The 11,880-nt window shown below is 47.7% G+C and carries 10 protein-coding genes; 1 reads left to right on the top strand and 9 read right to left on the bottom strand.

The window, feature by feature from the left end:
- Positions 1 to 126 precede the first annotated feature (126 nt).
- Positions 127 to 933, bottom strand: coding sequence for an acyl-CoA dehydratase activase (locus DEAC_RS18380; protein ID WP_047811537.1), 807 nt, complete (start codon positions 931 to 933; stop codon positions 127 to 129).
- Positions 934 to 1,042: 109 nt separating this feature from the next.
- Positions 1,043 to 2,056 carry a 2-hydroxyacyl-CoA dehydratase family protein gene (locus DEAC_RS18385; RefSeq protein ID WP_047811538.1) on the bottom strand — a complete coding sequence of 338 codons (1,014 nt, stop codon included), beginning with the start codon at positions 2,054 to 2,056 and terminating at the stop codon, positions 1,043 to 1,045.
- Between the two features lie 511 nt (positions 2,057 to 2,567).
- On the opposite strand from DEAC_RS18385, the gene DEAC_RS23655 reads away from it, so the two are divergent.
- Positions 2,568 to 2,891 carry a hypothetical protein gene (locus DEAC_RS23655; protein ID WP_161796475.1) on the top strand — a complete coding sequence of 108 codons (324 nt, stop codon included), beginning with the start codon at positions 2,568 to 2,570 and terminating at the stop codon, positions 2,889 to 2,891.
- Between the two features lie 74 nt (positions 2,892 to 2,965).
- On the opposite strand, the gene DEAC_RS18395 is transcribed toward DEAC_RS23655, so the two are convergent.
- From DEAC_RS18395 to DEAC_RS18425, 7 genes are all read right to left on the bottom strand, one after another.
- Complete coding sequence (locus DEAC_RS18395; RefSeq protein ID WP_047811540.1) at positions 2,966 to 4,216, bottom strand: methylaspartate ammonia-lyase; 1,251 nt, start codon at positions 4,214 to 4,216, stop codon at positions 2,966 to 2,968.
- A gap of 76 nt (positions 4,217 to 4,292) precedes the next feature.
- Complete coding sequence (locus DEAC_RS18400) at positions 4,293 to 5,744, bottom strand: methylaspartate mutase subunit E (RefSeq protein WP_047811541.1); 1,452 nt, start codon at positions 5,742 to 5,744, stop codon at positions 4,293 to 4,295.
- Positions 5,745 to 5,756: 12 nt separating this feature from the next.
- Positions 5,757 to 7,136, bottom strand: coding sequence for a methylaspartate mutase accessory protein GlmL (glmL, locus tag DEAC_RS18405; RefSeq protein ID WP_047811542.1), 1,380 nt, complete (start codon positions 7,134 to 7,136; stop codon positions 5,757 to 5,759).
- A gap of 14 nt (positions 7,137 to 7,150) precedes the next feature.
- On the bottom strand, positions 7,151 to 7,570 hold the full coding sequence (gene glmS / locus DEAC_RS18410) for a methylaspartate mutase subunit S (protein WP_047811543.1): 420 nt from the start codon (positions 7,568 to 7,570) through the stop codon (positions 7,151 to 7,153).
- Positions 7,571 to 7,615: 45 nt separating this feature from the next.
- On the bottom strand, positions 7,616 to 8,545 hold the full coding sequence (gene murI, locus DEAC_RS18415) for a glutamate racemase (protein ID WP_047811544.1): 930 nt from the start codon (positions 8,543 to 8,545) through the stop codon (positions 7,616 to 7,618).
- On the bottom strand, positions 8,542 to 9,495 hold the full coding sequence (locus DEAC_RS18420; protein ID WP_047811545.1) for a GntR family transcriptional regulator: 954 nt from the start codon (positions 9,493 to 9,495) through the stop codon (positions 8,542 to 8,544). Before DEAC_RS18420 ends, murI begins: the two co-directional genes overlap by 4 nt.
- A 751-nt stretch (positions 9,496 to 10,246) precedes the next feature.
- Positions 10,247 to 11,860, bottom strand: coding sequence for a cell wall-binding repeat-containing protein (locus DEAC_RS18425; protein ID WP_047811546.1), 1,614 nt, complete (start codon positions 11,858 to 11,860; stop codon positions 10,247 to 10,249).
- Positions 11,861 to 11,880 lie beyond the last annotated feature (20 nt).

The following is an 11,880-nucleotide window of genomic DNA, read 5'->3' on the forward strand; positions in this document are numbered from 1 at the left end:
GGTTATTTTCTGTTCAATTTCGATTGTGAAAACTAAAACAACACGGACTGTAAAGGTATATCTCCCCTATCCCGAAGTGGACCTCGAAGGCTGACTACTCAAAGTATTACCTTAATATTGCTTAAATCAGTCCGAGTAGTTCATTAGGAGATCGCGGCCTTTAACGCAGCACCCAATCGCCCCATTAAACTGAGGTTCCTGTGGAATAATAATCCGCCTGCCCGTACCCTCCTGCAAAAGCCTTGTAACCGCATAATTATGGGCAACTCCTCCGGTAAAGACTAAAAGCTCCCCATCAAAGGATCGTAGGAGTGGCAATATCCTCTTAACTATGGTTGCATTTACTCCGGCAGCAAGCTCATTAAGAGAAAAGCCTTCAACAATCTTACCAATGAGTTCACTTTCCCCAAACACAGCACAGGTAGAATTCAACTCCACAGGAGAATCTGCATAATGGCCAAGCTCCTCAATCGACAAATCTAATACAGCCGCCATGTTTTCTAAATAACGTCCAGACGAGGCTGCACACTTATCATTTGTCAAAAAGTCAATCATTTTGCCTCTGCGGACTTGAATGATTTTACTATCCTGTCCTCCTAAATCAACGAGAGTGAAATCGTTAAGCCCAGTTTGGTAGATAGCGCCCAGAACATGAGCTTTTAATTCCGGAATTGCTTCCCCCCCAGCGAGCTCTAAGGTATTTCGGCCATAGCCGGTAGATACGAGACTGTCAATTTCAGGCAAACCCAGAGCTTCAAAATTCACGACCAGCTTCCCATCGCGCTTACGTCCATACTCTCGATAAAAACGAATAGTATCCAACTTTTCCAGCCGCTTAATCTCTAGGGAATCAGATTCCGTTTGGAACTGCATGAGGGCCATCTTAATACTTCGACTTCCTAGATCAATACCACAAATCGTTTGCACAGACATTTTACCAATTGCCTCCAATGATTCAAACTTCTCCTATAACACGTTTGGATATCAGCGTTACGTTACTGATACTCACAATCAAAATTCAAAAAAAGCGAGGAGCCTTTCTCTATTCCTTTAGCATACTCAAAAATGACTCAATCCTCATCTTGCTCCGTGCATCAAGCCCCGTCGGATTCTCGCCTTCCAGCGTTAAGATCGGGTAGTCCAATTTTTTGCGGATAATCAAATCCTCGATTTGTCGATAGCAAAAGCTTTGGGTATAGTGGATAATTCCATCCAACTGACGTCGTTCAGCTTCATTACGAATGTCCTCGATCCGCTGAAAAACTTGATAAGGATAAGTGTAACGCCTGTATTGTTCAACGATATCCTCTGTTGGAAAGGGCATGGAAAATTGCCTTTGAACTTCATTAAAAACGATACGCGCGCCATGTTCCTCGATAAAATCATAGATCTCAGGAAAAATCGGAGGAACTCCGATAAACCCCAATCGTACCTCCCGTGTCTTTTTCCGGCCTTGGAACAGATTCCCCTCCGCTAACGATTCTCTTTGACGAGCCTCTGCGATAAACTCCTCCATCTCGCGGGCAAATCGTTCCGGATCACCGTTAAAATCCGAGCAGGAAACTTGATAAAGATGATTTTCAAATCCCCTTATCCGATTATCTTCCCAAGTCAGCCGATCAATCTCCCAGGCCAAGGCCCGGACTTGGTCAAGCCGCCTTTTCTGCTCCTTCACACCCTCCCAGGTTGCTCCTAAAGCAGTAATAAGTTTGTCCATTTGCAGCCTAAGCATATCGGGATCACCATCATAAGGAAACGCAAAAGGGATTATATCAATCCCCTCAACTTCCCACGTCTCCATCAAAGCATGGGTATTGCTGCAATCTCCTTGAGTAACAGCGACAATACGGCGGATTTCAGGGTCCTGCAGAGCACTGGAGTACAACCCCTTAATCCAGCCGCAGACATTCCTCGGAAAACCAGCCAACTCAGCATCCTCAACACGCTTCATCGCATCAGAAGCAGTAATAAAAATATTATTCAAATCAATCGGAGTTTCACCTGCCGCATAAATAACCTCAACCGGCACCGTCGTCGTCAAACCAATTTTACCCATAAAAACCTCTTCCCCTTGTCCTTGCGCTTAGCTTAAATTACTTACGCTCTCTATTGTAAAGGTTTCAGCCCCAAAAGTTAAGTCGCCAGCCCCTCTCAGCATCATAACATCCTTCGCGAACACCAACCAATCCACACGTGGCACGAAAGTGCACAACATGGGCTCAGCTGCCCGACCCATAGCATCTACATTTATCCCTCAATAGCGCCATCCGGTCGACTTTAGCATCGACTTTAGCCTCGACATAAAAAAGAGAAGACCAGCCCCCCTACCATCTAAGCCAATAAGGAAACCCAGTCTTCGTCTAAAGATTGTTAACCCAGAAAAGCCCATAGACCACAGAGGAAGGCAGCTTCGCCCACAAGAGTGAACTCATTGCATGGAAAGGCGGTAAAGCTCACAAAGTTTGCGCAGGAGAGTGAAACCGTGGTTCACATCAGGTACTACCCTGAGGTTCGGTGTAGCTCCCGCGCAAACGAGTGAGCGAGCCTTGGAATGCTGAGTGAACGGTGTGGGCGAAGCTGCCCGACCCAAGGATCTACCTTTATCCCTCAATATCACCATCAGCATCGACTTTAGCGTCGACTTTAACATCGACATAAAAAAGAGAAGACCAGCCCCCCTACCATCTAAGCCAATAAGGAAACCCAGTCTTCATCTTAAGATTGTTAACCCGAAAAACCACGGTCCTAAGAGGAAGGCAGCTTCGCCCACAAGAGTGAACTCATTGCATGGAGAGGCGGTAAAGCTCACAAAGTTTGCGCAGGAGAGCGAAACCGTGGTTCACATCAGGTACTACCCTGAGGTTCGGTGTAGCTCCCGCGCAAACGAGTGAGCGAGCCTTGGAATGCTGAGTGAACGGTGTGGGCGAAGCTGCCCGACCCAAGGGACCCCAAATTCAAAGAAAAACTAACGCGATGACGCCTTCCTCCGTAACAGCGCCAACGTCCTATTCATCTCATTGTGCACAATCATATACCCCTCATCGACACCCATCCCAGGCTTAGCCAGCATCTGATCCGGACGGCTAGCCAAAGCAACATGAACAGCCGTTCGTCCGCCTGCATCAGTTTCGTTGCAGGACCCTCCGACATAGGCGCCCACGCCATACTTTTTGGCATAAATCACCGCTTCAATAGTATTTTGTATCCCGCCAAGATCAGGCGTTTTAATTTGTACCATATCTGCCGCTTGAGCATCAACAAACTCGACAATATCTTCATAGGTGTTGCACCACTCATCGGCAACGATTTCCACCTTCACGCCACGCTCTTTCAAGGCTGCCCGCAGGGCCTTCAGTTGAGCAATCTGTCCTTCTGTACTGCCGGCATCCATCGGACCTTCAATCCGTAAATGCAGCGGGGCAGCCGCTTTTTCCAGCTTCGCAAAATACTCAGCCATTTTTTGGGTATCATCTTTGAAGGCAATCCCAATGGTTCCATAAACATCAATATGCAAAACCGGCCGGTAATCATCTCCGCCAATAGTGAGAATACGATCTCTCAGCCAGGTGACGTAGTCTAAAAGCAGTTCCCCGTTAACGCCAAGCTTTGTTTCCACATTATTGATTAAAGCATGAGGCAATACTCCCGCACGCTTAATAATAGCCTTATCGGCATTATCATAGCGATCATCACCTGTTTGGGCAAAAATCGGAACAGGTTCCAAAATCATAGGAAGATCATATTCTTCCAGAATAACTTCCGTCATGGTTTTCTTCTTGGCTTTGGCAACAGCATCAAGAATTGCTTGGCTGACCCCATAGCGAATAGCCGTATGGTAACGGTCTCCGTTAGGACGTTTTGAATTTTCCACTAAACCTACTAAGTGACGGAAAGAATCGAGTTCCTGGCCCAAAAGCTTAGGCGCAATTTCCTCCAAAATAATGGGGATAAATTCTTCCGCCAAAAAGAGAGGATCACGGCCGCCCGCTCCTGAATACTGAACGGCAGCACAATCTCCTGAAGCGACTTGACCATCTTCTAAGATTAACATCACGGAAATAGACTCTCCGCGCTGTCTCACAGCTTTAAACCCCGGGGTCATCGGTTCGCCGGTATAAGTGAAACCGTCATGACCGGCTCCTGCTTTAATGGCCTGCTGATCGTCAAAATAAAACCCTGTAAGTCCCGGTGATGCAATTATGTCAACAATCTTCATGATAATGTTTCCTCCCTAGCTTCTTTCATTTTTCAAATATAACCTGTTCAGTTAAAATATTTCGCTCCCACTCGTCTTACCTTGGCCGTCCAACGAGCATTCCTTTACCAATAGCATAAATATCATCGATGACCATCTGGAAGGAAGGATCCCGGCCCTCATCACGTCCCCGTTGGGCAATGCGTTCACGATGGAAATCCTTGATCGTCTCATCAAAGGGAAGATTGCCGAAATCGAGCATTCTTACAGCTCCCGTAGTATCCCGTGCCGGTAAAATTTTGCCGGCATTAAAACGGCTGGGAGCAAAAGGAACGTCGATAACACCTGCCTGGAATGCCCGAACAGTACCTACAGCGATGTCACCTTCACCGAGACTTAAGACGCGATCCAAAATAGTCCTGGTTTCCGCCAAAATCATCTGTTCTTCTAAAGCCAGTTCCTCAGTCATCGGCAGAGTCTGGTCTTTTAACATACTCAAGACCTGTTTCGTAGCTCGAATCCCTGCCGCATTGGCTTCTTTGGTCGGTATACCCAAGGCTTCGTGAGGCGTTTTCACAATAACCTTCGTCGCTTTGCCTAAGGCAGCCGTAGCAGCACCCCAAGAAATAACACCGAAAGCCTTAGCTTCGTCTTGGGGGAATCCGCCCATCCACTGGTGAAATACGGTGGTAATCATAGCCTTAGGATACCCAAGCTTCTCCATATATTCTTCAGCAAGGACCGGCAGAGTATGCAGAGCAGCGACATCTTGAATCAAGTTGCCGCATTGCCCATAACCCAGGGTCAAACTGCGAACTCCCTGAGCCACAGCCAGAATTCCTTCAATTACAGCCACAGCGTGAGAAATCGCGGGAGGAACAAGTGTCCCGGTCAAGGGGCCGAACGGTTCGCGATTAATTTTTACCCCTTGTTCCTCATACAAGCCAATAAGCCGGTCAACATATTGCCAGTACTTTATCGTACTTTCAATTGAAACATCTTTGGAGTAGGGGATATTATAAGAAATACCTCCTCCTTCAAAATCCGTAAAACCTCCGGCGATCGTAATTTCTGCTAACAACCGAGCGTCAGGAGTACCATGACGTACCTGAACAGGTACCTGAACACTCTCAGCGACTTGCCGGCAGGCTGCAACCCCATGGTTCACTGCCGGAAAGCCATTCAGCATCGAACGCCCGATTGTTCGGCTTTCTTCGATTCCGGATTGTGCTTCCGTATAGCGGTTCTGCCGTGTATAGGAGTCAATCGTCGTAGGCAGAAAATCTGCGCCTCCTTCATCCTGGAGGCAGCGCAGCAATTCAATATGCTCTGTGATCAGCGCCACACCAGCACGCGGTTGGGCAAAAGTGATACCCTTCTCTTTGCCTTCTGCCAGTTTCTCAGCAAAAATTTTGCTTTTGGGCAGTCCCTTATGATAGGCAACTGCTTCTTCGAAATTGACGTCCTTACCGGTCTCCCATTGTCCTAAGACCTCCTGACGCTGACGCTGAAATTCTTCAGCATCCATTTGCCGGACTGTTAATTCCATCGTTATACCCTCCTATAGTTCAACCACGTATTTTTTCATCATTCGAAGCGCAGCTTGGGGCGCAACTTCACGCAGCAAACCCATAGCTGCTAAAATATAATCTTTATCCAGATAGAACCTGGGCTTTTGCGGTTTCAGCAGAGTCGGTTCGGCAGAGTCGAAAAGGGAACCCTTGAGAATTTTCAAAGCATTCGGGTGATGGAGCAAAACTCCTCCGGTCCCAATCACAACGGGCAGCGGTGTCAAATCTTTGCCGCGCTGGACATAGGTTGCTCCAAAAGGCGTGTAAATTACTTCAATCGTTCCGACATGCCGGTCGACAGCTAAGCCAACGGCCATGCGACCCATGGCTGCGTCAAATTCGGCTTCCTCCTCGGTCTGAGGTATTCGCCAGGGATTTTCTTTGAATAGCCCAAGTTGGCTGGCTACTTGCTCATCCGTCCAACCTAAATAATCATACAAGCGCCGGCCTGAAGCTTCCACTAAAGCCTCTGAGCTGTAACGCATGCCCAGATCGCCTTCAACAGTTCGTTTGGCAAAGGGTTCCGGCAATCCTTTGAGGGTGACGCTCGGTTTACTCGGGTCCCCTTTGGCAATGGAATGAACGTCCGTCGTTGCTCCCCCGACATCAACAATCATCAGTTCACCCAGTCCACGCTCTGAGCCGGATCCTTCAGCCAACAATTCTGCTGCCGACAATACCGCCGCCGGAGTAGGCATCATAATCCGTTCTAGAAACTCTTCCGCCTTATCTAAACCTTTGGCGTGAACAATATGGCTGAGGAATATATCGCGTATAGCCATGCGGGCCGAATCGACGGCCAAAACTCCCAGATCAGGCATCACATTGTCCGCCACCACCACAGGTGCGTGCCGTTGTCTGAGCAGGTCTGCAGCCTGAACTGCAGCTGCTTTGTTGCCGGCGACCACCACCGGCAGACTGATAGGCAGCGTGCTCAGCAGTTCCGCATTTTTAAGCAATATTTCTTTATTTCCGCCATCCGTGCCTCCTGCCAGCAAGAAAATATCCGGCTTGGCAGCAATAATCTTCTCCAGATCTTGGGCCGTTAACTCGTAGCTGAATACTTCAAGCAATCTGGCACCCGCTCCCAAAGCAGCTCTTCTGGCCGCTTCAGCAGTTAATTCTTTAACCAGGCCGCTGGCCATCATTTTCAAGCCGCCTGCCGCACTGCTGCAGGCAAGTTTACGGACAAAATTCCATCCTCCCGACGGCTCAGGGATCTCAGCCAGCGCCTTATTCAAACCATCCATAATATTGGTTTCAATCGTTGTGCCGGCTCGGGCGGTACCAACGATCTCTTCCGAATCAAGGTCAACAACCGTCACTTTCGTGTAAGTACTGCCAAAATCGATGAGAAGGACTGCTTGCAAGGCTCATTCCCCCTTTATTCTTCGCTCATCCCTAAATCTTCTCGCAAATCTTTAATGGGAACTTCGGGCATAGTACCCGGCGGGTAAACGCGATTAAAGCCCATTGCCAAGAAGCGTTCTTTAACCGATTCAAAATCTTGTTTCCCCACAACCAGATTACCGCCGACATACATCAAAATGTCACCAATTCCTTTTTCCTGACATTTTTCACGCAGCCCTCGGCAATCCATCTCACCATGGCCATACAATGATGAAACGAGCAGGACATCGGCATTTGTCTCGATGGCAGCATTAATGAACTCTTCTTGAGTTGCCAGCACTCCGATGTTAATTACTTTAAAACCAGCATGAGTAAAGGCATAATCCAAAATGCGGTTTCCGACAGCATGAACATCTGAACCGATTACCCCTAATACCAAGGTCTTTTGTTTCACGATTAATTCCTCCCGGCTTTTTTAAATATGGAAACTAACTAAGATTTAAAAATTCATGGAGCCGTCCACAAAATGGACTTGTTCAACGGATTCGATCGAGTCCTGTAGAAGTGTATTTCCTACCTGTCTGAACAGCTCCGGATCTCCGCTGACAAAATAGCGGGCTCGCCATTGGCTTTTCCCTGAGACAGCTGACGTTGATACTGATTCTAAGGAAGGATCGGATTTCGCTTCAGCCCGCTGCTTCATCTGCCCCAACAATTCTTTAAGTTCCTCTACCACGGCCAGAGCGGGGTCAACAATCAGAACATCTTCACCTAAAATTTCCTTAAGAACCGGTTCCAAAAAAGGATAATGGGTACAGCCAAGAATCAGAGCATCAACCCCGGAGGATTGAAGAGGCGCCAGATAGGTCTTGGCAATACCCCGTGCCTGCCAAGAATCGGCTAACCCGGCTTCAATCAGAGGGACAAAGAGAGGACAACCCTGTGCTTTGACCAAGGCTATGGCCTGTTCCCCATGTTGCCAGGCCGAACGCAGGACCTCATTCTCCGGCACACTTCCTCGGGCCAGAGCGCGGCTAACCCCTAAAGAATAGGCTTTGCTGCGAACCGTCGTTTCCGTGGCTATCAGCCCTATTCGGCCCGCTATGGTTTTCTTAACGGCTAAGCGGGCACCGGGATCAATCATTCCGATCATTGGAATATCAAACCTTTCCCGGAGTGTGGGAAGAGCGGTAGCAGAACTTGTATTGCAGGCAACGACGATGGCTTCCGCCCCTTGCCCAATCAAAAAGCTGACGCTTTCTTCCCCAAAGCGTATAAGTTCCTCCTGGGAACGGTTTCCGTAAGGCACTCGAGCCGTATCTCCAAAATAGACAATTCGAACATCGGGCAGTTGCTCCAGAATTTGTTTGGCTACCGTAAGTCCGCCAACTCCCGAATCGAATAAGCCAATGACCCGTTGTTTCCTCAACGTTTACCCTCCTTTATTTCCAATAAAGCACCGCGCAGCAAATTTAAACTTCCAGTATCCGGTTCGAAGCGAAATTCGATACATTCCATATTATCCGGAAGAACTTTTTCAACCCGAAGCCGCAGCTTCGGTGCAAATATTACTGCTCCGCAAGCGGGCAAAGACTCGCGCAATTTTATGTCATCAGGTTGTATCAATGTCCGAAAGGCGGGATGAAGCCCTGCTTGATTTAAAGCATTAATAACCTTTTCTGCAAAAAGACTGCTCTCGCAAACTAAGGCCAAGTCCCGTCCTACCGTCAATTTGGCAATCCGGACGATAGTTTCCAGCTTTGGCTGGAGTGAAACTCCCAAAATAGGCAAGTTGAACTTCTCAAATAATTTTTTAACCTCTGACAAATGAGCTACTCCTGTAACGAGCATATCCATACTTGCTAAACGTTTTTGAACCATAGGCGAATCCTGAAGTTCAGAGAGCAAAAAAGGCAGCAAACTGACACCAGGGCCAAGGTTCCAGCGCGCATCGTTTAATTGCTCAGGGTTACATTCAATGAAAGCTACTTTCACCCGTGACAGAAAATGCTTTTTCTCCATCCCCCGCACATGAACGAAGGAGACAAAGTCATCAATACTAAAACCTAAGCCAACAGCCTCTTCCATAGCTACATCAATAATCCGAAGGACCTTCTCTTTGCGTCCCTCCTGCTGCATGATCAATAACGTATCGGCCACAAACGTCCCTTTTCCTTGAGCTGAACTTAATACCCCTTCGCTTTCAAGTTCTTTATAAGCTTGACTGACTGTGTTGCGGCTCACGGATAAACTCGCGGCCAGTTCCCGTTCAGTTGGCAATTTCATACCTGCAGCCCAAACTCCCTGAGTAATATGACGTCTAATTTGTTCTTTGAGCTGTATGTAGTAGGGAACTCCGCTCTTACGATCGAGATCCATTTACCCACCTCTTAACTAAGTTTCAGCCCTTTGGCTTAGTCCTTATTGGCATGGTCAATTAGTCCAATTTTCTTACGCTATTATATTCGGCATTTCTCCAAAAATCCCTTCTCGATTCCTAGTATTTTATGAAAATTAATTTATAATTCATACCCAGAATTATAATAACCGCAGTTATTAAAACTGCGCAAAAGACCACAGAGGAAGGCAGCTTCGCCCACAAGAGTGAACTCATTGCATGGAGAGGCGGTAAAGCTCACAACGTTTGCGCAGGAGAGCGAAACCGCGGTTCACATCAGGTACTACCCTGTGGTTCGGTGTAGCTCCCGCGCAAACGAGTGAGCGAGCCTCGGAATGCTGAGTGAACGGTGTGGGCGAAGCTGCCCGACCCCAGGATCCACGTTTATCCCTCAATGCCAACATCAGCGTCGACTTTAGCGTCGACCTAAAAAGAGAAGACCAGACCCCCTTACCATTAAATCATTAAGGGAATCCAGTCTTCGTCTAAAATTATTAACCCAGAAAAGCCCATAGGACCGCAGAGGAAGGCAGCTTCGCCCACAAGAGTGAACTCATTGCATGGAGAGGCGGTAAAGCTCACAACGTTTGCGCAGGAGAGCGGAACCGTGGTTCACATCAGGTACTACCCTGTGGTTCGGTGTAGCTCCCGCGCAAACGAGTGAGCGAGCCTTGGAATGCTGAGTGAACGGTGTGGGCGAAGCTGCCCGACCCCAGTGATCTCCATATCGACCTAATGCTCCAACAAATCCTTAAGCTCTGTCTCCAAATCCAACGAAACACTGCTGTTTGTCCCAATAACTGACGATTGCTTAATATAACCCACATTATACAACAAGAAATAATTCAAACTCGAAGGAATAGTATATTGCGGGACCATAGCAACAAACCCACCTTGTTTAGCAGCTAAAGCCGCTGTTACCAGAGCATCGGCTTTGGGATTTCCCGAACTCACGTCACCTTGACGGACAAGGCCGGAGGCGAAATAGAGGGGGGTTTGAGGCTTAGAAGTGTTAAAAAGATTTTGGAAGATGATATTTTGCGTATCGTATTGATCATAGCCGCCCCAGCGCTTAACGTGGTAGTTGGAGCTTAGTTGATTTTGCACGGAATTTCCTATGACCGCCGTACCTCCCAGCAAAATAACGTTACTTGCCTTAAGAGTTGTCAAAGCCTTAGCCGTGGAAGAGGGTACGGTATCTCTTTCCGTAAGCAGAATCGGACTTCCCTGTTCAGCAGCAAAAGCGCTGATGGCGATAGCATCGGGAATTGCGGCATAATTAGCGATATAAACGGTCTGGGTAGGATCAATCCCCACAGTCGCAGAGATCTGTGCCGCCGTATCGTAAGCCTGCTGACCGGCAATTCGGGTAACGGTGAACTCATTGCTCAAACTATCTTGAATTCCTTGGGAGACCGCAACGGTCCCACCGACAATATAGATATTTTTAGCTCCCAGATTTCGAATTTCCGTTAGCGTGCGATTATCTAATGTAGAAGAACCAGTCATAAGAATCGGTGCATCAAGCTTCTTCGAAAGAGGGGCAGCGGCAAGAGCATCTGAAAATTGATCGTCTCTGGTCAAGATGACATTTGGGGTACCGGAAGCCCAACCGCTTTGAGCCACACTGATTGCCAAGGAGACATTATCCCCAGAATCCCCACCAATGCGGGCGTTTTGAGTGTAGGCCGGGAGTACAGGTATAGTACCAATGATATGGCCGGCAAAGAGAATATTGACGTTCCCAAATTGTGTTGGGGTCATATTAAATGTAAAGGTTCCATCGCTTAGCGTCGTAAAAGAGATTAAGGAACTTCCAACTAATGTTCCATCAACTGTTCCAGAGTCACGCATCAAAGGTTTACCGTTGGTATCCGTTACTTTTACCCTTATGGCATTGTTGGTATTAATATATAAAGGGTCTGTGACAAAAGCTTTTGCGTCCAACACTGTAATAGTTCCCGTGGCAAATGCTGTTCCCAACGCCCCCTCTTGAATTACTAACTGATAATCCCCGGCGGTATCTATCGTCACATTGGAAACTGTATAATCTCCGGTATTTCCAGATATCTGATATATTTTGGAGGTGCCATCAGAACCCTTAATCGTTGCACTGGCTACTGATCCTGAATAGGGATTTCCGTTATTATCCCAAAGCTGGACATTAATATTGCCTGTTTCTCCGGCAATCAGTGTTGAATCGTTGCTGGTTGCGAAACTAAGCCATGCGAGCCAGCTCCCGCCGTCATTTGTGTCCGCTGCTGCTATCCCCGGAATCATCCCTATCAGCAAAATCACGATGGCCAGAACGCTCATCACTACCTGGGCCCGTTTACTTTTCCTCATATTTTTCCCCTTTCCAACTT

Origin of the sequence: Desulfosporosinus acididurans, assembly GCF_001029285.1 — a bacterium.
Lineage (GTDB): Bacteria > Bacillota > Desulfitobacteriia > Desulfitobacteriales > Desulfitobacteriaceae > Desulfosporosinus > Desulfosporosinus acididurans.

Coding starts and splice junctions, on each gene's coding strand:
- DEAC_RS18380 (WP_047811537.1), bottom strand. CDS start 933: ATGTCTGTGCAAACGATTTGTGGTATTGATCTAGGAAGTCGAAGTATT.
- DEAC_RS18385 (WP_047811538.1), bottom strand. CDS start 2,056: ATGGGTAAAATTGGTTTGACGACGACGGTGCCGGTTGAGGTTATTTAT.
- DEAC_RS18395 (WP_047811540.1), bottom strand. CDS start 4,216: ATGAAGATTGTTGACATAATTGCATCACCGGGACTTACAGGGTTTTAT.
- DEAC_RS18400 (WP_047811541.1), bottom strand. CDS start 5,744: ATGGAATTAACAGTCCGGCAAATGGATGCTGAAGAATTTCAGCGTCAG.
- DEAC_RS18420 (WP_047811545.1), bottom strand. CDS start 9,495: ATGGATCTCGATCGTAAGAGCGGAGTTCCCTACTACATACAGCTCAAA.
- DEAC_RS18425 (WP_047811546.1), bottom strand. CDS start 11,860: ATGAGGAAAAGTAAACGGGCCCAGGTAGTGATGAGCGTTCTGGCCATC.